The sequence below is a fragment of the Psychrobacter sp. H29 genome, from assembly GCF_059073055.1.
The window spans coordinates 80654-101165 of the sequence record NZ_JCACRY010000001.1; the positions used below are offsets into that span (position 1 = coordinate 80654).

The following is a 20512-nucleotide window of genomic DNA, read 5'->3' on the forward strand; positions in this document are numbered from 1 at the left end:
GTCAAGTTCGTGGTTCATGTTTAGATAAATGGTGTCCGCATATAAAATTGCAAGGCTTGGTGGCAAAGTCGTCTGCTTATCTTTGTTAAATAATCATTATGTGTTGATGTCTACTTGGTTCTATACGTGGGCTTTGTACCCAAAATAAGGTAAACTGGCGCGCGTCTAAAAACACGTCTAAAAAAGCACTAATACGGAAGCATTTTGGACGGCGTAGCGCTATTCATCAGTTGCAATATTCATAGGTCTAAATAAGATCAAAGTATAAAGAACAAGGGGCAATACATGGCCATCAATGCGGTACTGCTGGCAGTTATCATTATGCTAGGACTGTCACTGTCGCGAGTGCACGTAGTGCTCAGTTTATTAATCGGGGCATTGGCAGGTGGGCTATTAGCGGGTCTGGGTATCACCGATACGCTCGATGCCTTTCAAGAAGGTATCCGCAATGGCGCACAGATTGCGCTATCGTATGCTTTGCTGGGAGCTTTTGCAGTAGCCATTGCCCATTCAGGCTTGCCGCAGTCGTTGGCAGGGGCGGTGATTAGACGCATTGATGCTGCTGGTACGAGTGGCATGATTAAGTATATGCTGTTTGCAGGTCTTATCACCATGAGCTGCTTTAGCCAAAATTTAATCCCTATTCATATTGCCTTTATTCCGTTGTTGGTACCGCCATTGCTACTGGCGTTCAACCGTATGCGCATTGATAGACGCCTGATTGCCTGTTTGATTACGTTTGGACTGGTCACCACCTACATGTTTATCCCTTATGGGTTTGGTGATATTTACCTCAATCAGATTATGCTAAAAAACGTGGGTGAAGCGGGTATTGATGTTGGTAATATCTCTGTGGTGAAGGCCATGGCAATTCCTGCGCTTGGCATGCTACTTGGTTTGCTAGTCGCTGTATTCTTTAGCTACCGTAAGCCGCGCGAGTATCAGCACATAGCGATAGACAAACAAGCCCATGATGCGGCTGTCGAAGGGGATGCCCTAAGCAAAACCGCAGCTGGCGCTCAGTCACAAAGTAAGTTAAAAACATTGGTGGCATTGGCTGCGATTGTCACCGCGTTTGTGGTACAGCTCTATACTGACTCGCTACTGCTCGGCTCGATGTTTGGCTTTGGTGTGTTTATGGCGACGGGCGTGGTGAAATGGCATGAGGCTGATGGCGTCTTTAATGACGGTATCAAGCTGATGGCGATGATTGGCTTTATCATGATTACGGCGCAGGGCTTTGCGGAAGTCATGAAAGCCACTGAGCAGATTCAGCCACTCGTTGATGGGGCGGCGTCATTGTTCGGTGGTAATAAAGCGATGGCGGCGTTTATCATGCTATTGATTGGTCTGATTGTGACCATGGGTATCGGCTCGTCCTTCTCGACCATTCCTATTTTGGCCGCGATTTATGTGCCGCTATGTATCTCTTTGGGGTTTTCGCCATTGGCCACGGTTGCGATTATCGGTACGGCTGGCGCGCTGGGTGATGCCGGTTCGCCTGCGTCAGATTCGACATTGGGACCAACCTCTGGTCTTAATATTGATGGACAGCATGACCATATCAAAGACAGTGTGGTGCCGACATTCTTGCACTATAACATTCCGCTACTGGCATTTGGTTGGATTGCGGCGATGGTGCTTTAGTTCGTTAAACTTAATAGAAAATATGCACCCAAAGTAAACTACCGATAAATAAAAGGCCGCCAGCAGTAGACATTAATGATGAGTCAGTGAGAGAACTTATTATTAAAATGATAAAGCTCAATAAGAACAGAAATATCCCGAGGAAAAATAAACTATTTTTTGTTAAGGAAGGTGTTCTCTTATTTATCGGTAATCTGAATAGAATGACTAGAAACATTACAATTGCAATCAAACAGATAAAAACACCTATCTGAAACAACTGTATATCAGATGATAAGGGGGAGTGATGAAGGTGTTTTTCTATTAAAAATTTCGTAGATAGCATGACGACAATAATAGTCACTATAGATAACAATCTAAATCGGTAAAGCTGTATCCTCGTTACCAAGTTATAGGAACAGTAAGGGCATCTATAACCATCGCTGCTTCGATCGTCAATACTCATCATTAGCTTAAAGCGATTTGGTAAGTTTTTTTGACAGCTACTACAGTTCATTAATTACTATCATCCTCATCAAAATCTTTCAACTCGTCACTTAAACCATTCAAAAACGCATCACTTTGCGCCAGCAACGCATTTAAGCGATCTTCATTGACTAGCCGTGTCATTTCATCAGCGCTAAATGGTTGCTCTTGACTGTAGTAACGTTGCTCTCTAGCGTCCTCTTTGCCTAACGTTTGCAAATACTCATCTACACTGTCTGCACTGGAATCAGCAGCGCTAGAGTCTTTTTCAAGTTGTTTATTATCTTTCATCAAAACCACCTTATCCCATTTGGCGTAATTAGGCCATCTAAGGGCACATCCCACGGTTGACGCGCTAATTGCTCAACGACCTGAAAATCATAGCACCAGCCTATCTTTAACGGCCTTGACGCCCCTGAGCGATAGCTTTTGCCAAGTGTGGTGTCATAAAAGCCGCCACCCATACCCATACGATTACCATTTAAGTCTACAGCCACAAGTGGACAAATAATCACGTCTAGTTCTGTCGCCCATAGCAGAGCGCGGCTATGATTTTGTTTCATGCCGAGTTGATGAATACGGGTAGGGATACTGACCAGTTTTGAATGATAAACAGGGACAAAACGTAAACGTTTATCCTCATTGCCACTACTGGTACGACCGAGCGAACCGACGACTGGCAAATAAGGAAAATAGCCTAAGCGTTGACACCAGTCCAGTAGTGGCTGAGTGGGCAACTCACCGAACCCATCATAATAAAGCCCAATACGCGCACGTTTTGGTAGCCGCTGTTGTAATTTGCTCAAATGCAAGCTCGCTGACTTTGCCAAATTTCTACGGGCACCTTCACTCAGCTGGCGACGCTGGCGGGTAAAGTGTCGTCTAGGTGGGTTACTTAACGCCGATTCTTGTGAGTTAAGCGTTTTTGGCTCAGTGGGTATGGTTTCAGAGTGCATAAGTAGACTATCCAATGAGATATCAGATTGATAAAGAGCATTTTTAGACATTCGTTTTTAGGCGTTGACCGAGGCGATTTGTGAATATTCAACACGCCCTAGTCATGCTATCATAACGCCACTTTATATCGTATTCTCCTTTATGTGCAGCAGATGTTGCATTTTTTAGAGCAGTCATAAAACAACAAACCATCAAAGAGGGTAGTTATGTCGACACAGAATCAGGCAACTCGTACCGAAAAAGACACCATGGGTAACGTAGAAGTCCCAGCTGATGCTTATTGGGGCGCGCAAACTCAGCGTAGCCGCGAAAACTTCAAAATCGGTGGCGAAACATTGCCGCGTCCGATGATTGAAGCGATGGCACTGGTCAAAAAAGCCGCTGCGATTACCAATGCAAGCCTAGAGCGTATCGAAGGCGACAAGCGTGATCTCATCGTACAAGCCGCTGACGAAATCATCAATGGTGGTCTGGTCGATCAGTTCCCATTAGTCGTATGGCAGACAGGTTCTGGTACCCAGTCAAACATGAACATGAACGAAGTACTCGCCAACCGCGCCAACGAAATTGCTGGTTCTGAGCGTGGCAGCTACACGCCAATTCACCCAAATGACCATGTCAACCATGCACAGTCTACCAACGACAGTTTCCCAACGGCGATTCGTGTGGCGGCTGCTCGTCAGATCAACAGCTTGTTGATCCCAGCGGTACAAGCATTGCGTGATACTTTAGACAAAAAAGCAAAAGAATTCGATAGCATCGTAAAAATCGGTCGTACGCATTTACAAGACGCGACGCCTTTGACGCTAGGCCAAGAGTTCAGTGGCTATGTGAGCCAACTTGACCACGCGTTAACTCGTATCGACAACGCGCTACAAGGTCTATATGAGTTGCCACTAGGCGGTACTGCGGTTGGTACTGGTCTAAACGCCCATCCTGACTATGCAGTAAAATCAGCTGAGCAACTAGCGACTTTGACTGGCTTACCGTTTGTTACTTCACCAAATAAATTTGAAGCACTAGCGGCTCGTGATGCAGAAGTATTCGCCTCAGGCGCACTAAAAACGCTAGCCGCTAGCTTAAACAAAATCGCTAACGACGTACGTTGGTTAGCATCTGGCCCTCGTTGTGGTCTTGGCGAGTTGACGATTCCTGAAAATGAGCCAGGCTCTTCTATCATGCCGGGTAAAGTAAACCCAACGCAGTCAGAAGCAATGACCATGGTTGTTGCTCAGGTCATGGGTAACGACACAACTATCAGCATGGCTGGTGCATCAGGTAACTTCGAGCTAAATGTGTATAAGCCAGTGATCGCGTTTAACTTGTTGCAGTCTATCAAACTGCTTGGTGATGCTTGCAACAGCTTCAACGAAAACTGTGCCGTTGGTATCGAGCCAGTAAAAGACAAAATCGATGATTTCTTGCACAATTCACTGATGCTAGTGACGTCATTAAACCGTCATGTTGGTTATGAAAATGCAGCAAAAATTGCTAAGACGGCGTATAAAGAAAACAAGACGTTGAAGCAAGTGGCGGTTGAGCTAGAACTACTAACTGAAGCGCAGTTCGATGAGTGGGTCATTCCTGCTGATATGGTGCATCCTAAGTAAGCAGTAGACCAAATAATGACCTGCTACGGCGTCAGACTCGGTTAATGTACGATAAGTACAATTTGCGCTCGTCTTTCTGGTAACAGTGTCATATTTTTTCCACTGAGAGCTTAGAAATAGAAAAGACCTTGTCATGTAATGTGGCAAGGTCTTTTTTTTAAATTTAATTAAGTATTTCTTACACAGCATCTTCAAAGAACATATATACAATCATTGAGCTTGAACCACACACCGCTTGCTCCCAAGTTTGCAAAGTAATAATATATTAACTATTTCTAATAAAAAAAGTGAGGTCTTAGTTGAACGACGTACTGATCAGTATAGTTTCTAGTGCTATAACGGTTGGAGGTCTTTGGGTACTTTTAAAAGAGACTTTAATTGAATCGGTAGGAAAAACTATTACTTATAATTTCGATAAAAAACTACAAGATAATCAGAAATTGATAGATATTGAACTTAAAGTAATGGATTCTCAACTTAGTTCTAATGGAGCTCAGGTAGAAGCTTTAGTTAGCAGTAATCTAACAGCTTTAGACTTTGGCAGACAAAAACAAATTGAGGCGATAGAAATTCTTTGGATTGAAATGATGCAGCTGAGACAGCTAATTCCGGGATTTGTCTCAGTTTTAGAGCTTATGCCCTCTGAGTTTCATGAACAATTTATCGTTAATATGAATATAGAAAGAGATTTAAGACAATTTTCTCTAGATAGCTTCAACGATTGGGTGAAACAGTCGCAAGCAAGATCCAAAAGAGTATTTTCAAGTGAGTTAGTGTACTCATATTATGAACTTTACCAATCTATTGTTACTATGTGCTTAATGCATATTTCCGTAGAAGGGTTAGATGGGAAGTTTAGTCATTGGTATGAAAAGTATGATGTTGAGGCAACTTTTTCTAACCCTAACGTAGATTTTAGAGAAGCTGAAGGTAAGTTAGGAAAAACTCAGTATCTACTAGGCATGATTGAGAAGAGTTTTCTTTCTGATGCAAAAAAGGTAATTAATGGTGAAATTCAGATGTACGAAAGTGACGCACGCGCGAAAAAAATAAATAAACTACGTTCACAACTTATCGATTGAAAAGTAAAAATAGATCAAGTTAGTGATACACCAGATTGTCTTATTAGATCTAATCGTTAAAAAAAACCTTGCCACACCATGCGACAAGGTCTTTTTTTTATCAAAAATTAAATCTCAATTAGAACTTATAAAGCAAACCAAGCGTCGTGGTTGATTCAGTACGTGAGTCGACCATGGGGCTATCGTACTGCTCATTGGGTACATAGCTCACGCTTTGATTGGCAAATCCTGCCCATTTATCATTAAAGTCATAGTTGGCACTAACGCTGACATACGGATTTAAGCTTGAGTTAGATTTATAAGCGGCAACGCCTGTTTCCGCTGATTCCTCTTCACTGACGCCGTAGTAGTATTCGTTATAGTCAGCATCATGATACTCAAAGCCGATGCTTGGATAGACCGTCAGCTTGTTTCTCGTGATCTTGGCAAGGTAAGTTAAGCGTCCAGTATTACCGCCACTTTCGTCCAACACATCGGTCGCAAACTGACCGCGAAACGCACCGATAGGCGTGCGACGCTGGTAGCTTATACCTGCTTCTGCGGATAGTTTGCGCTCATCGAGACCTTGTAGGGCACCATTAGCATCATCAGGATCAAACGAATTTCCTGCGAGCTGCGCGTAAGCAGACAGCTGATTGACACCATCATTGATCAAGTACGCACCCGCTTGAGCACCGCGCACATAAAACCGATTATTATCATAAAATGCACCCGGTAATACACGTATTTCGGTGCTGTCTTCGAGATCATAGGCGGAGTTGACGGCCATCACATTGACCCCAACGCTCAGCTCAGCGTCTTGAACAGTCGGTAGGTTTTTATTAAGAAATGGGATGGCGCTAGACATGCTAGACACACTGAGTAATGCAGTAGCGGTTAACGTGCTGAGTATGGCGCGCGTAGAGAAGTGAGGTTGCGCTGCAAGTTTTAACATAATGGGGTCTCGTGAGTGAGTATAGATAACTAAAAAGGGACGTCAGATAAAAGGGCGAGCAAAAAGCGAATAAATGGTCTATATCAGTACGCTGTTATCGGAAGCTATTTAGCAATGATAGATAAATACGCGCATTTACTCAATGGCTTTTAGCACTTGTAGTATTTGCTGATGAATATCTTGCCACCACCAAACAAAGCCAATACTAATAAGTAGCATCGCAAGCCATGGCAATATTTGCCAAATAACCGAAGGTTTTATAGGGTCTGTGGGTTCGATTACGTTGTGAATGGGGTTGCTATGAGTGGTGCTGTTGTTTGATGCTAAGTTTACAACCGTACCGCCTTCCATATCGCCGTCATGCATATTTGGCGTATTTATATTGCGGTTATTCAGTCTAGAGTCGTTGTGATTCAGCTTAGCATTTTGCGTGAAGTCATCTTGATTAATAATATCTTGATTGGTCAAATCATCATTAAGAGGCGGCGGTTGATCAATAGGACTACTGCCATAACGGTCTGAGTTATCGAGTGGGTCATTGTGCTGGCTATTATACTTATTGCTGCCTTGGTCACCATAGTGATAGGTGGTTTGATAAGGGTGGGCACGCTTTGCTTGCTTAGATGCAGCATTTTGCATAGCGACCGCGAGACGCTGACGATAACCAATCGCAAAAGCCAAGGCAATGACGAGTCCTGTGATCGCACCGCCAATATGTCCGGCATTATCAATACCGGGTACGGCAAACCCGTAGACAAGGTTAATGCCCATGATAAATACCAAGCTCTTGAGATTGAGAACCATGCCATTGACCGATATCTTAAACAGTGCCGCGATTAATAATGCCGCCCCAATACCCATGATACCGCCAGAGGCACCAGCTGATATGCCAGGCTGTCCTGTGCCGTCTATAATACCCTGCCATGTGACGTAGTTATTGAGCAAATTACCACCGATTGCCGCCAACAAAAACAACGCCAAAAATTTGGCTGAGCCAAACATCGGCTCGGCAACCTGCCCAAAGAAATACATGGCAAAGCCGTTAAATAGCAGATGCATGAGACCAATATGCAAAAACGCACTGCTGACCAACCGCCACGGTTGATCACTCATCGTAAAAGGTAGGGCGTTGGCACCCCATGAGAGCAATGCTTCAGTCGATGGGTTATTGGCATCGACCCCCGACACTATCTGCAAGACAAACAGTCCAATAAAGCTGGCTAATAGCAGGGTAGTGATAGGGGCTGTTTTTAATAATTGCAAAATGGTCATAAACGCAAGATATCATCAAAATATTGTATATACAGTATAAAGGGTATGGCCAAATAATGTTATGTATCCGCAAGTCATCATGGCACAAGTTTATATAGCCTTGATAGCCTTGATGGCGGATAGCTTTTAAAACTAGATAGTTCTCAAAACTAGATAGCTTTTAAAAATGAATAGCTCTAAAAGTGACCAACCTTAAGATTCTCATAAGTACCTTTTACCAAGATATCATCCGTCACTTTATTGATATCAGTATGACCGCAGAATGCCATTGAGATATCACATTCTTTATAGATGATCTCGAGCGCACGGCGTACGCCATCTTCACCATAAGCGCCCAATCCATAGAGAAAAGAGCGCCCAATCATCGTGCCTGTTGCGCCCAATGCAATGGCTTTTAGCACATCTTGCCCAGAGCGGATACCACTGTCTAGCCAGACCTCGATATTACTATTTTCGGCTTGTACGGCTTGCACGATGTCTGACAGGGCCGATATAGAGGAGAGTGCGCCATCTAGTTGACGACCGCCGTGGTTTGAGACGACCAGCGCATCTGCGCCGCTGCGAGCTGCCATGATGGCGTCTTCAGGCTCCATAATGCCTTTGATGATGAGCTTGCCGCCCCACATGTCTTTGATACGTGCGACATCGTCCCAGCTCAAGCGTGGATCAAACTGCTCTTCCGTCCAAGCACTCAGAGAAGACAAGTCTTCGACACCCTTAGCATGACCCACGATGTTACCAAACGTGCGACGCTTAGTACCCAGCATATTCATACACCACTGCGGCTTGGTCATTAGGTTCATGATATTGGTAAGGGTCGGCTTGGGCGGTGCAGATAGCCCATTTTTGATGTCTTTATGACGTTGTCCCATGACCTGCAAGTCGGCAGTTAATATCAGTGCCGAACAATTGGCTTCTTTTGCCCGCCGGATCAGATTGGCGACGTAGTCTTGATCGCGCATGACATAGAGCTGAAACCAAAACGGCGCACTGGTATGACTGGCAACATCTTCGATAGAGCAAATACTCATGGTAGAGAGTGAGAAGGGCAAGCCGAACTTTTCTGCTGCGCGTGCTGCATGGATCTCGCCATCTGCCCACATCATACCCGTAAATCCTGTTGGGGCGATGGCTACTGGCATCTTGGCAGGCTCGCCAATCATATGAGTCGCCAGACTACGGTTGTCCATATCGACCAGCACCCGTTGGCGCAGCTTGATACGATCAAAGTCAGTCTCGTTACTACGATAAGTCGTCTCAGTCCATGAGCCGGAATCCACATAATCATAGAACATACGAGGTACTTTACGCTCGGCGACACGGCGTAAATCTTCGATTTCGGTTACCTTCTTTAAATCTTGCATCGTTTCTCACCACTCTATCATCGTAATACGGTGTCTTTACTATAGGACTACTGCTATCAAACAAGTAATTGCTGTAAATCCATCACCGAAAACGGATAGTTTAATCGTCTAGATGGCGTCAAAATGACGGGAATAGTTGTGGCAAAATCCATCATAAGTGCCTCATCAAAGTCTGCAATATCGACATTATGGTAAGTGATCGGCTGTACCGCCTGAAACTGTGCGAGTGTTTGCTCAGCGATATCACATAAATGACACCCAGAGGTACCCAGTAGCCACCATTTATGACTGTTTTCATCAGTCCCAAGGCTAGGATGTTGTGCAATAACACGCGCTCGTAATATTTCTATATTATTATGTGAGTCGTTATGCGAGCTGTTGTGTGAGCTATTATGAGAATTGTTATTGTCGGACATGGTTATTCTCTTATCTTAATACTGGTTAAAAGGCGCCTACTCTTAGTACGTGCTGATAGCAAGCGCTGACAGTACCTGCTAGTAGTACGCGCTGAGCTAAAATTTAAAATACCCCAATGATCATTACATCATAAAGAAGTGGGGTAAATAATGACAGCGATTGTGAGATTAGGTAAGATGACCTGCTATTGGTCATTATTGAAGACCAATAGCTGACTGTTCATGACTAAGAGCAAAAACAGACTTATGACGATGGGCTCGTCGCTGTTTCTTGGTCATCAATAGAGCGTTCATCTTATTACTTTTTTAATCACTCGGATATCGCACATGACAAGTTTTGGCACATTTATCAAACGACTGTTATTGGCAATCATGTTATTACTCGTCGCCTTCCATGTCTTGGTCGCTGGGCTGTTATTAATCTGGAAAACTCAGCCGATCAATAACAGCATGTTTATGCTGACTCATCGTCTCACGGGTGGCACAGTGACGCAGACATGGGCTGAGTATGATGCTATTGCCAAGTCTGCCAAGCAAGCGGCAATCGTGAGTGAAGACTCGACCTTCAGTCAGCACAATGGCTTTGATATAAAAGGTATCAAGGCGGCACAAAAGAAAAACGAAAAGACTGGCACGACGTCTGCTGGTGGCTCAACCATTACGCAGCAACTGGCAAAAAACCTATTTTTGACCTCGCATCGCTCCTATGTCCGTAAAGCGGAAGAGGCTGTCATCACCATCATGATTGAAACGCTATGGGATAAGCAGCGTATTATGACCGCTTATCTTAACGTGGCAGAATTCGGTAACGGCATTTATGGTATCGACGCGGCAGCGCATCATTATTTCGATAAGTCAGCTGCCAATCTGAATCGAGATGAGTCAGCGCTACTGATTGCCATGCTCACTAACCCAAAGTATTACGAGGACAACCAAGGGGACAGACGTCTGCGTAACAAACAGGCAATTATCAAGAAGCGAATGAAAAACGCTGCATTGCCACAAGCGTCTTAGGAGTAAATTGGAAATAAATTAGGAATAAACAACCGTATTAGCCGAACTGTCATTACAGTCGTTTATATAGCAGTGTAAATCCATCGTAGACAGAGTAAAGCAGTAAGGATGACGAAAAATAGAAGAGATATCGGTTAAAAATACAACAACAGCCGATGACCTTTAATAAGCCATTAGTTCAGTCGTATTGTGGGCGAGATGATTTTAGATAGACATAAGATGATGGCGTATCGATAACGCAAAAGGAGTAACAACGTGGTAGAGACAAACAACAATCAGGGTAGTGGTGATGCGAGCGAGATGATTGATGTCAATCATCACAGCGAAGATACGGGCGCAAATACAAATCAAGACATGAGTGTAAGCAGTCATCGTGAGGAACTAGCCGAAATAGAGTGGCAGCGCTCAGAAGATGGCAGCTATTCACCCAGCAGTTATATCAATCGAGATTTGTCTCTATTACAGTTCCATCTACGTGTGTTGGCACAGGCATCCAGTAGTCGCCACCCGTTGCTTGAGCGTTTGTTCTTTTTGATTATTTTTTCATCCAACCTCGATGAGTTCTTTGAGATTCGTGTCGCTGGTATCATGCAAAAGCTCAATATCGGTGATGTGTCAACCAGCGCCCATGGTATGCGTCCGAGTGAAGTGCTAAATGAGATATCCATCATTACTCATGCTGCGATCAGTGAGCAGTATCGTATTCTTAATGAAGATATCTTGCCCGCCCTTGCGCTCGAAGATATTCGCTATCTAAAGCGTGATGAGCTGAATGCTGAGCAGTCTGCTTGGATGAAGCGTTATTTTACTGAGCAAGTATTGCCTGTATTGACCCCCATCAGTATTGATCCTGCCCACCCATTCCCGCGCTTGGTTAATAAAAGCTTGAACTTTATCGCGACACTAGAGGGCAAGGATGCCTTTGGTCGTGATATTAACTTGGCCATTGTACCTGCACCTCGCAGTCTACCGCGTGTCATTCGTCTGCCTGATGAGCTGACTGGCGGCAAAGAACATCATGTGATGCTCTCCGCCATCATTCATGAGCATATCGGTGAGTTATTCCCGGGTATGAGCGTGACCGGTTGTCATCAGTTCAGACTCACACGCAACGCCGATTTAGATTTGGCAGATGACGTTGAAGATATTGCCAAAGCATTGGAGGGTGAGCTTGAAAACCGCCGCTTTGGTGACAAGGTTCGTCTTGAGGTGACCACAAACTGTCCTGCCCATATTAGCGATTATTTACTCAATGAGTTTGAGTTGCATGACAATCAGCTATACCGTGTCAACGGACCAGTTAATCTGACGCGTTTGCTTTTTGATTTTAATCTTCCTGCACTGCGTTATCAGCCATTCACTCATGTCGTGCCAAAACCATTCCGCCGAGAGATGGACAAGTCCGACAAATCGACCAGTATGTTTGCTGCGCTGCGTAAGAGCGATGTGCTCGTGCATCATCCTTTTCATGCCTTCTCGCCCATTATCAACTTGCTTTGGCAAGCAGCGAGCGACCCCAAAGTGTTGGCGATTAAGCAGACACTATATCGTTCAGGTACCAATTCAGAAATTGTCAAAGCGCTAGCCGCGGCCGCCCGCAACGGCAAAGAAGTGACGGCTGTTATCGAGTTGCGTGCCCGTTTCGATGAGGCTTCTAATATTGCTGTTGCCAATTATTTGCAAGAGGCAGGGGCCGTTGTGGTTTATGGTATCGTCGGCTACAAAACTCATGCCAAACTCATGCTCATCGTACGCCGTGAAGAAGATCGAATCCGCCGCTATATACATTTAGGAACCGGTAACTATCATGCGGCTAACGCTAAAGTCTATACGGATTATGGTTTGTTTAGCGCCGACCCTGATATCTCAGAAGACGTACATAAGATTTTTCAAGAGCTGACAGGGATGGGTAAACCTGCCAATCTCAAAAAACTGCTACATGCGCCGTTTACCTTGCACGACAAACTGATGAGCTTTATCGATGATGAGATCGCTCATGCCAAAGCAGGCAAGCGCGCCCATATCATTATCAAGGCAAACGCCCTGACTGAGCGTCGTCTTATCGATAAACTATATGACGCGTCGCAGGCAGGCGTCAAAATCGAGCTGATACTACGGTCTATGTGCTGTCTACGTCCGCAAGTAAAAGGGCTGTCTGAGAACATCACCGTACGCTCTGTTATTGGTCGGTTTTTGGAGCATACCCGTATCTATTATTTTTACAACGACGGTGATGAGCGTCTGTATTGTGGTAGTGCCGACTGGATGGATCGTAACTTGTTCCATCGCGTAGAAGTCGCATTCCCGATTGAGAATAGAAAGCTGTTTAAGCAGATTTATCAGGATGGGTTGATCAATTATTTACAAGACAATGTGCAAGCATGGACACTGAATGGCACAGGTGTATGGCAGCAGCGACAACCAGTGGCAGGCGAAGAGCCTCACGTCGCACAAGAGCAGTTATTAAAACTGATCAACCGTGTTGAAGAGTCTAACTAATTTGTCAAAATGCATTTAGCAGATTTCTAGCGCTTTAATTATCTATTTAATTAGCTATCCAAACAAGCACTGGTGAATACCAGTGCTTGGTTTTTTTTGTGCTGACCAACTGGAAAAGTTACAAACTGTCTTGTAACCTCACATTTATTCACATATTGATACGGCAGTACACTGGTGCAATATACGTTGTCCTACTTATAATTAATCTCGATTGTGACGCTATCTGATCTGTAATCGAAGACTTATTTGTTTGTACTTCATACAATTATATAGTGTCATAAAGTTTCTAAAATAATCGAACTATAAAGAACAGGGAATACACTATGAGTACTGAAAATAATAACACTTCGGATATCAAAAAAGCGGTTGATCAAGTGAACAGTCAAGAAATAGAAAAGAACCTAAAAGACAGTAGTAAAACTGACGCTCCTGAGCAGCTAAGTGAAGAAGAGCAAACACCTTTTATTGATGATGCATTACGTACCGATAAATAACAGTCCATATTGGCACTCAAATTAAAATACCAAATTAGCAACTAATAAATAATAATCGTGCGAGGGAGAGACCATGACGATTCAAGGACAGAAAAATAATGAAGAAAAAGTGGTTGTGGACGATCCAGCAGCAACAGTATCAGATAACCCTAAAGACAGTTACGAAGGACGCAAGCACGAGCCAGAAATAGATGGTCCTGAACAAGACTCTCAAGAGACTGACGAAATATACGCTGACCCACGTAAAGAAGAGAACTTACCGGCGGGTGGCAAAAACGTTGGAGAGTTGAATGCTCATGATTTAAGCAGAAAAGCCGACTGATAATTGCTGATAATTGCTATAAATGGCATATTAAAATCGCCATAAATGGTACATTAAGATTTTAGTAATACAAACGATAATTATAATAAGGACAAGATAATGGAAACCAGAGATCCCGCTTTAAGTAAAACTAAAATAGCAAAAACTGATACTCATGAAACACTAGATGATTCGCAAACAGTCGAAAATCACGATGAATTAGAAGAAAACGTTAGCGAAAATAAAGGCACTGATACGTTTGAAGAAGGTGTGGTAGCGTCTGAACATGTCAACAAAAATGACAATCCAGCACGTCAGCCTGATCGCCGTGATCAGCCAGGTAATGGTTTTGATGATAATATCAATGAAGAAACTGTCCGTAGTGAAGGGCCTGATAGCGATAAAATCAATAATATGAATCGCTATGCAAACATTGATAATGCCCAAACGCGCACTTTGAACCCTGATGACAAAGACTAGTTGCATTGAGAACTAGATGCACTGAGCAGAACCAAGTGAAGACAAATGGCGTCCATAACGCCATCGGTTGTATTTAACGTATCAAGCAAAACTGCACTGAGCCGAAGATGTACTCGGCAACAAATAAAAATAATAGGGGATACCGATGACCAAATCACATGATGAGCATGCTACTGACGAATATAGTTTAAAAGATGCAGATGACAACAACGGTATCGTGCCAGACGACGCGCTACAGAAAGTAAATCCAGCAGCAGACGAAGCAACTGGAGATCATGACCCGCACAATGTTGCCAAAAGCAATAAGCAATATGACAGCTCGCTTATGGAAAATAATAAATAGCACTAGTAGCCAATACTAGCCTCGATATCAGCTTCAGTATTAGCATAAATAAAAAAGGCACTGCAATTAAAAGAGTCTATCACTCAAGCAATTGCAGTGCCTTTTTCTATGTCTGTTGCATATGGTAGTAACGAAATATTAGCGACAAGATATCGGTTATATAGGCATTTCTAGGCAGGCGTGCCACTATGAAAGCGCAGTTCAGCATCAGGACTGTCTATCAGTTCAGCCTCTACCTCTTTAAAAAATGCAACCCGCTCATCGATATTATCCTCTGATAACGATTGAGCAAGCACAAGGTAGTCCTCGAAGTGACGACTCTCTGACTTTAGTAAGTAGCGGTAGTACTTTGCTAGGCGTTCATCATCGATAACCTCGGCCAATGCTGCAAAGCGTTCGCAAGATCGCGCCTCGATAAATGCACCAATAATCAAAACATCTACCATCGCTGCTGGCTCATAAGTGCGCTTGTGCTTTAGCATACCCTTAGCATAGCGACCAGCACTCAAATATTTCCAGTCCTGACCACGCTCATTCATGATACCTAGCACTTGCTCGTAGTGCAGCATCTCTTCACGTATCAGCTGTGCCAATTTACGCTGCAAGTCATAGGAGAACTCATAACGGAATATTAAGTTCATCGCGGTACCCGCAGCCTTCTTTTCGCAGTTGGCATGATCTTGAATGATCAGTGGCAAGTTATTAAGGGCAGCATATACCCAAGCTTGTGTGGTGCGCGCGCCCAAAAAACTATAAACAGGAGATAGATCTACTTTGATAGGGGAGCGCAGATGCGCGATATCGACACTGTCTTCCTCCATCTCGATATTGCCCTGTGCGATAACGTCTGTCTTGGAAACATCTGCTTTAGAGATACTGTGTTCAGCTGCTTCTTGAGAGCTATCATCATGAGCTTTGCATTTGTTAATCGTATCTGACGGCATTAATGTTGAGAGTTCTGGCTGGTTTGTGGTCATAGTATAAAAGAACTTTTTTATAAGTGTGGGTTTAGGAAAACTGGTTGGCAAGCGCTTGCAACACGATTGATATTAACTTCTATCTACCAGTCTATGTATTGAATGATAGAGGGTATTTGAACACTACTTTACATAGCAATGGCTACTTACTATTCAGATGAAACTGAGCATTCACAAGTTTGTGTTGGGCAGTCATAGCCTCTATAGCTTACGCTCTGTACGGTATCATTATTATACAACCTCAGTATTTATCTACTAAATGAGGATTGCTTGTTTATTTTATTATTTGATAGTAGGATGATATTCTGCTTTTTAGGCATAGTGTCTTACTACTGATTGTCATTTAGTAGCGGGTAGTGTGTATTATAGCAACTGCTAATCCTGTATCAAAATATAAGATTTATACAGTCTTTCTTTATAAATGGTCGAAAATCCCTGCTACGATATTGAACATACATTATATGTTGGTATATATGCTGATTGCTAACTTATATACATAGCCATTGGCAACACGTATTTTTCAATAGTGATCATTACAACTTAGTATTACCACACCTCACAAACAAATAAGGATAACAACATGGGCCAGTCTTCTAACGCCAATCGTATTCAAAAAGGTATTCTTGCCATCGACCAGCAGTTGTATGACTTTATTGAGAATGAAGTGCTACCAAAAGTCGGCGTCGACTCAGACAGTTACTGGTCAGGCTTTGAAAAAGTTATTAAAGAATTCACACCACGTAACAAAGCGCTGCTTGCGACTCGAGACAAGATTCAAGCGCAGATTGACGAGTGGCACTTGCAAAACCCTGCCAAAGAGGGCGAGATCGATTACCCAGCTTATAAAAAATTCTTAAAAGAAATCGGTTATCTGTTACCAGAGGGTGATGACTTTACGGTCGATACAAAAAACGTCGATGATGAAATTGCTCATATCGCAGGTCCACAGCTAGTCGTACCAGTACGTAATGCTCGTTACGCGCTCAACGCGACCAATGCGCGTTGGGGCAGCTTATATGATGCGTTGTACGGCACCGATGTGATCAGTGACGAAAATGGTCAAGAAGCAACAGGCAGCTATAACCCTACTCGCGGGGCAGCCGTTGTTGCCTATGCTAAGGCATTCTTGGACGAACATTTCGCATTAGCATCAGGGTCATATAACGATGTGACTGGCTTTAAGATTATCGATGGTCAGCTTGAGGTCGTACAAGGCGATAGCACTACCGCGCTACAAGACACCAGTAAGTTTGTCGGTTTCGTTGGTGCAGCTGACGAGCCTACAGGCGTGCTACTAAAAAATAATGGCTTGCATGCTGAGATTCAGATTGATGCCAACCATCCAGTCGGCAAAGATGATCCAGCAAATATTAAAGATGTGCTACTTGAGTCAGCCATGACCGCAATTCAAGATTGTGAAGACTCAGTTGCTGCTGTAGATGCAGAAGAAAAAGTTGAAGTCTATCATAACTGGCTCGGCCTGATGAACAGCGATCTACAAGAAACCTTCGAAAAAGGTGGCAAGACACGTACTCGTAAACAAAACCCAGACCGTGAATACAATACACCAGATGGTGGCAAGCTAATCCTACCAGGTCGCTCGCTACTGTTGATCCGTAATGTTGGTCATTTGATGCAAAACCCTGCAATTTTAGTTGATTTGGGCGACGGTCAGGAGCAAGTGTTTGAAGGCCTAATGGATGGTCTAATCACGCCATTATTGACACTCAACGATATCAAAGGTAAAAACGAGCTATCAAACTCACGTAAAGGCTCTATGTATATTGTTAAGCCAAAAATGCATGGTCCTGAAGAAGTTAAAATGGCCAACGATTTGTTTGATGCGTCGGAGGACTTGCTGGGTCTAGAGCGCAATACGCTCAAAATCGGTATTATGGACGAGGAGCGCCGTATGACGGTCAACCTAAAAGAAGCCATTCGCCAAGCAAAAGAGCGCGTTATCTTTATCAACACAGGATTCCTAGATCGTACTGGCGATGAGATGCACACCAGCATGAATGCAGGTCCATTTGTACCAAAAGGTGAAATGAAATCGCAAGCATGGCAGCCAGCTTATGAGCAATGGAACGTGGATATCGGTTTAGAGACAGGTCTACAGGGACATGCTCAGATTGGTAAAGGTATGTGGGCGAAACCTGATGAAATGAAAGAGATGATGGACACTAAGGCGGCTCATCCTAAGTCTGGTGCCAGCACGGCGTGGGTACCATCACCAACAGGTGCTACCTTGCACAGCATCCACTATCATCAAGTCAGTGTGGCCGACGTACAAGACGATCTAAAATCACGTGAGCGCGCCAGCTTAGACGATATCCTGACTATTCCATTGGCAAAGAACACCAATTGGACTGACGAAGAAAAGCAGCAAGAGCTTGAAAACAATGCTCAAGGTATCTTGGGGTATGTTGTACGCTGGGTAAATCAAGGCGTTGGCTGCTCTAAAGTACCTGACATTAATGATGTCGGTCTAATGGAAGATCGCGCGACCTTGCGTATCTCTAGTCAACATATTGCCAATTGGTTGCATCATGGTGTCGTCAGCGAGCAGCAAGTGATGGATACCATGAAGCGCATGGCAAAAGTCGTAGATGAGCAAAATGCAGGCGATAGTGATTATCAGACAATGGCAGATAACTTTGATAGCTCTTATGCCTTCAAAGCAGCATGTGATTTGGTATTTAAAGGTCGCGAGCAGCCTAGTGGTTATACTGAACCACTATTGCATCAAGCGCGTCTTGATCTAAAAGCAGATGCTTAAGCTTCAAGTTAGATGTAACAAAATCTCCTAATCCCTAAAGTATAGAAGCCAATATTGCTTATTTGTGACTATCAAATATGTCAAAAATAAGACAATAGACCTTCTATCGATGCTAATTATTTATCGATAATTAGCATTTGTAACGGTTCATTTAGCCGTATTTATTAACATTGTTAGTAATGATATTAACCAATGAAAGCCCTATCTAATTGAGTAGATAGGGCTTTTTTTTGTGAGTGGCCAAAGTTTGATAGTGGTTATGTATTCGATACTGGATGTATCGAAAAAGCAAAAAAACATGTTGCAAATTATGTCAAAGTTGTTATGCTTGTATTCGAAGTATGAGTTTGGTAACGGATGTTACGCACGGAGCAATAAAAAATTAAGTTTACATGGCAGTTACGTTGTTTAATCCCAGTCATGTGAGTCATGGTTTTTTATCTTACTGTAATAGAAATTCGCCACACTTGTTTCTGACTAATCTCGGTAGCCAGTTACACATTATATCTTTGAGGATTTGTGACGATACCATTATGGGCGCCAGCTACTTATAGCTTGCTCATTACTACAATTGTAAAGTGGAGATACCCCATGAAAAAACTACTTTTAGCATCAGCAATCGCAGCCCTATCTGTATCTGCCGCACAAGCAGCACCTACCTTATATGGTAAAGCATTCGTTACTACTGACTACGTAAATGCTGAACTTGATCGCGAAACTATGGACGGCGATACTAGCATCAGTACAGACAGCGATTCAGTACAAATCAACTCAAACATCTCACGCCTTGGTTTTAAAGGTTCTGAAGCAATGACTGCTAACACTGATGTTATCTATCAGTTAGAGTATGGCATCAAGATTGATGATACTGGCGAAGACAACATCGCTTTCAAAAGCCGTGACACTTACCTTGGTCTAGTAAACAAAGACTTTGGTCAGTTCCGTTTTGGTCGTAACTACTCAGTATCTGATTATATCAACAACGTCACTGTTACTGAAGGTTACTGGGATAACATTGGTGCAAGTTCTTTAAGCAGTGGTGATGTGGCTGAAGCTTTGACACTAACTGATGGTGGCCGTGTAAACAACTCTATCGTATGGATCGCACCTAAGTACAACGACCTACCATTAGAGCTAGCATTACAGTATGGCGCTGATGAGCGTTTTGTTGATGATAGCGATGATCGCAACAATGGCTATGGTGCCTCATTGATATACAACCCAGGTAACGGTTTCACTGCTGGTATCGCATTAGATGACGATATGAGTATTGATGGTGAGATCTTACGTGGTAGTGCGACTATCGATTTGAGCAAGTATGTTGCTTATCCAGTAAAATTGGGTGCACTATATCAGCAAGCTGATTATGATGGTTTAGACGAAGAAGACGGTTTAATCTTAAGTGCTGAAATGGGTCTGGCTAACTTCGCTCGTCCAGCAACTGTATATCTTCAGTACAACAAAACTGAAAACTTGAGTGGCCTTAACGGCAACGACTCAGACCAAGTTGTATTGGGTGGCACGTACTCTTTCAAAGACAACATGATTGCTCACGCTTATATCGGTCAAAACTCAGCTGATCTAGACAACGGTCTATTCATCGTAAGAGATGCTGAGACTGATCAAGCTGGTGACGTGATTGATGCACGTGGCGACGCTGATGTATTCGCTATCGGTGCTGGTCTAGAATACTTATTCTAATATCACACGTAAATAGATAGCATATAAAAACTCATCCTTCGGGGTGAGTTTTTTTTGTTCTATAATCAGTAGCGTGTTTCAAACAACAGCGTGTCTTAAATAACAGAATCCGTAAAATTAATAGTAACAACCGTGTAAATTTTGGTTTTTTCACCTTACTGTAATATTTGGTTGGTA

18 protein-coding genes are annotated in these 20512 nt (G+C 43.3%); 11 read left to right on the top strand and 7 right to left on the bottom strand.

The window, feature by feature from the left end; translation table 11 throughout:
- Window positions 1–285: 285 nt before the first annotated feature.
- Window positions 286–1647, top strand: a complete 1362-nt coding sequence (locus tag AC5JP1_RS00350) for a Na+/H+ antiporter family protein (protein ID WP_493842694.1) — start codon at window positions 286–288, stop codon at window positions 1645–1647.
- A 495-nt stretch (window positions 1648–2142) separates the two neighbouring features.
- Here AC5JP1_RS00350 and AC5JP1_RS00355 read toward each other — a convergent pair whose 3' ends face one another.
- Together AC5JP1_RS00355 and AC5JP1_RS00360 are read right to left on the bottom strand one after the other, a co-directional pair.
- Window positions 2143–2403 carry a hypothetical protein gene (locus AC5JP1_RS00355; RefSeq protein ID WP_493842695.1) on the bottom strand — a complete coding sequence of 87 codons (261 nt, stop codon included), beginning with the start codon at window positions 2401–2403 and terminating at the stop codon, window positions 2143–2145.
- The gene (locus AC5JP1_RS00360) at window positions 2403–3068 is read right to left on the bottom strand and encodes a 5-formyltetrahydrofolate cyclo-ligase (protein ID WP_493842696.1); all 666 of its coding nucleotides are present in this window, start codon (window positions 3066–3068) and stop codon (window positions 2403–2405) included. Before AC5JP1_RS00360 ends, AC5JP1_RS00355 begins: the two co-directional genes overlap by 1 nt.
- A gap of 207 nt (window positions 3069–3275) precedes the next feature.
- Between AC5JP1_RS00360 and fumC the strand changes: the two genes are divergently transcribed.
- Window positions 3276–4679, top strand: a complete 1404-nt coding sequence (gene fumC, locus AC5JP1_RS00365) for a class II fumarate hydratase (RefSeq protein WP_493842697.1) — start codon at window positions 3276–3278, stop codon at window positions 4677–4679.
- A gap of 299 nt (window positions 4680–4978) precedes the next feature.
- Window positions 4979–5761 (top strand): hypothetical protein, encoded by a 783-nt coding sequence (locus AC5JP1_RS00370; protein WP_493842698.1) that lies wholly within the window; start codon window positions 4979–4981, stop codon window positions 5759–5761.
- Window positions 5762–5879: 118 nt separating this feature from the next.
- On the opposite strand, the gene AC5JP1_RS00375 is transcribed toward AC5JP1_RS00370, so the two are convergent.
- The 4 genes from AC5JP1_RS00375 to AC5JP1_RS00390 form a co-directional block, all read right to left on the bottom strand.
- Window positions 5880–6695, bottom strand: coding sequence for a MipA/OmpV family protein (locus AC5JP1_RS00375; RefSeq protein WP_493842699.1), 816 nt, complete (start codon window positions 6693–6695; stop codon window positions 5880–5882).
- A gap of 135 nt (window positions 6696–6830) precedes the next feature.
- Window positions 6831–7967 carry a rhomboid family intramembrane serine protease gene (locus AC5JP1_RS00380; RefSeq protein ID WP_493842700.1) on the bottom strand — a complete coding sequence of 379 codons (1137 nt, stop codon included), beginning with the start codon at window positions 7965–7967 and terminating at the stop codon, window positions 6831–6833.
- Between the two features lie 176 nt (window positions 7968–8143).
- Entirely contained in the window at window positions 8144–9331 is a 1188-nt protein-coding gene (locus tag AC5JP1_RS00385) for an alpha-hydroxy acid oxidase (protein WP_493842701.1), read from the bottom strand.
- Between the two features lie 56 nt (window positions 9332–9387).
- Complete coding sequence (locus AC5JP1_RS00390) at window positions 9388–9747, bottom strand: glutaredoxin family protein (protein WP_493842702.1); 360 nt, start codon at window positions 9745–9747, stop codon at window positions 9388–9390.
- 327 nt (window positions 9748–10074) lie between these two features.
- On the opposite strand from AC5JP1_RS00390, the gene mtgA reads away from it, so the two are divergent.
- The 6 genes from mtgA to AC5JP1_RS00420 all read left to right on the top strand — a co-directional run bounded on the left by mtgA (window position 10075) and on the right by AC5JP1_RS00420 (window position 14878).
- Window positions 10075–10761 (top strand): monofunctional biosynthetic peptidoglycan transglycosylase, encoded by a 687-nt coding sequence (gene mtgA, locus AC5JP1_RS00395; protein ID WP_319051274.1) that lies wholly within the window; start codon window positions 10075–10077, stop codon window positions 10759–10761.
- Window positions 10762–11115: 354 nt separating this feature from the next.
- On the top strand, window positions 11116–13260 hold the full coding sequence (gene ppk1 / locus AC5JP1_RS00400) for a polyphosphate kinase 1 (RefSeq protein ID WP_493844404.1): 2145 nt from the start codon (window positions 11116–11118) through the stop codon (window positions 13258–13260).
- 323 nt (window positions 13261–13583) lie between these two features.
- Window positions 13584–13754 carry a hypothetical protein gene (locus tag AC5JP1_RS00405; protein WP_493842703.1) on the top strand — a complete coding sequence of 57 codons (171 nt, stop codon included), beginning with the start codon at window positions 13584–13586 and terminating at the stop codon, window positions 13752–13754.
- A gap of 73 nt (window positions 13755–13827) precedes the next feature.
- Window positions 13828–14076, top strand: a complete 249-nt coding sequence (locus AC5JP1_RS00410) for a hypothetical protein (RefSeq protein ID WP_319051272.1) — start codon at window positions 13828–13830, stop codon at window positions 14074–14076.
- Between the two features lie 99 nt (window positions 14077–14175).
- On the top strand, window positions 14176–14535 hold the full coding sequence (locus AC5JP1_RS00415) for a hypothetical protein (RefSeq protein WP_319051271.1): 360 nt from the start codon (window positions 14176–14178) through the stop codon (window positions 14533–14535).
- 145 nt (window positions 14536–14680) lie between these two features.
- The gene (locus tag AC5JP1_RS00420; protein WP_493842704.1) at window positions 14681–14878 is read left to right on the top strand and encodes a hypothetical protein; all 198 of its coding nucleotides are present in this window, start codon (window positions 14681–14683) and stop codon (window positions 14876–14878) included.
- A gap of 170 nt (window positions 14879–15048) precedes the next feature.
- Here AC5JP1_RS00420 and AC5JP1_RS00425 read toward each other — a convergent pair whose 3' ends face one another.
- Entirely contained in the window at window positions 15049–15699 is a 651-nt protein-coding gene (locus AC5JP1_RS00425) for a MiaE family protein (protein ID WP_493844405.1), read from the bottom strand.
- 736 nt (window positions 15700–16435) lie between these two features.
- On the opposite strand from AC5JP1_RS00425, the gene AC5JP1_RS00430 reads away from it, so the two are divergent.
- Window positions 16436–18634 carry a malate synthase G gene (locus AC5JP1_RS00430; RefSeq protein ID WP_493842705.1) on the top strand — a complete coding sequence of 733 codons (2199 nt, stop codon included), beginning with the start codon at window positions 16436–16438 and terminating at the stop codon, window positions 18632–18634.
- A 591-nt stretch (window positions 18635–19225) separates the two neighbouring features.
- Window positions 19226–20335 carry a porin gene (locus AC5JP1_RS00435; RefSeq protein WP_493842706.1) on the top strand — a complete coding sequence of 370 codons (1110 nt, stop codon included), beginning with the start codon at window positions 19226–19228 and terminating at the stop codon, window positions 20333–20335.
- Window positions 20336–20512: the final 177 nt, after the last annotated feature.

Excerpts from the sequence above, each read along its gene's own strand:
- AC5JP1_RS00350 (WP_493842694.1), top strand. The coding sequence starts at position 286 with ATGGCCATCAATGCGGTACTGCTGGCAGTTATCATTATGCTAGGACTG.
- AC5JP1_RS00355 (WP_493842695.1), bottom strand. The coding sequence starts at position 2,403 with ATGAAAGATAATAAACAACTTGAAAAAGACTCTAGCGCTGCTGATTCC.
- AC5JP1_RS00360 (WP_493842696.1), bottom strand. The coding sequence starts at position 3,068 with ATGCACTCTGAAACCATACCCACTGAGCCAAAAACGCTTAACTCACAA.
- fumC (WP_493842697.1), top strand. The coding sequence starts at position 3,276 with ATGTCGACACAGAATCAGGCAACTCGTACCGAAAAAGACACCATGGGT.
- AC5JP1_RS00375 (WP_493842699.1), bottom strand. The coding sequence starts at position 6,695 with ATGTTAAAACTTGCAGCGCAACCTCACTTCTCTACGCGCGCCATACTC.
- AC5JP1_RS00380 (WP_493842700.1), bottom strand. The coding sequence starts at position 7,967 with ATGACCATTTTGCAATTATTAAAAACAGCCCCTATCACTACCCTGCTA.
- AC5JP1_RS00385 (WP_493842701.1), bottom strand. The coding sequence starts at position 9,331 with ATGCAAGATTTAAAGAAGGTAACCGAAATCGAAGATTTACGCCGTGTC.
- AC5JP1_RS00390 (WP_493842702.1), bottom strand. The coding sequence starts at position 9,747 with ATGTCCGACAATAACAATTCTCATAATAGCTCACACAACAGCTCGCAT.
- mtgA (WP_319051274.1), top strand. The coding sequence starts at position 10,075 with ATGACAAGTTTTGGCACATTTATCAAACGACTGTTATTGGCAATCATG.
- ppk1 (WP_493844404.1), top strand. The coding sequence starts at position 11,116 with ATGAGTGTAAGCAGTCATCGTGAGGAACTAGCCGAAATAGAGTGGCAG.
- AC5JP1_RS00405 (WP_493842703.1), top strand. The coding sequence starts at position 13,584 with ATGAGTACTGAAAATAATAACACTTCGGATATCAAAAAAGCGGTTGAT.
- AC5JP1_RS00410 (WP_319051272.1), top strand. The coding sequence starts at position 13,828 with ATGACGATTCAAGGACAGAAAAATAATGAAGAAAAAGTGGTTGTGGAC.
- AC5JP1_RS00415 (WP_319051271.1), top strand. The coding sequence starts at position 14,176 with ATGGAAACCAGAGATCCCGCTTTAAGTAAAACTAAAATAGCAAAAACT.
- AC5JP1_RS00420 (WP_493842704.1), top strand. The coding sequence starts at position 14,681 with ATGACCAAATCACATGATGAGCATGCTACTGACGAATATAGTTTAAAA.
- AC5JP1_RS00425 (WP_493844405.1), bottom strand. The coding sequence starts at position 15,699 with ATGGAGGAAGACAGTGTCGATATCGCGCATCTGCGCTCCCCTATCAAA.
- AC5JP1_RS00430 (WP_493842705.1), top strand. The coding sequence starts at position 16,436 with ATGGGCCAGTCTTCTAACGCCAATCGTATTCAAAAAGGTATTCTTGCC.
- AC5JP1_RS00435 (WP_493842706.1), top strand. The coding sequence starts at position 19,226 with ATGAAAAAACTACTTTTAGCATCAGCAATCGCAGCCCTATCTGTATCT.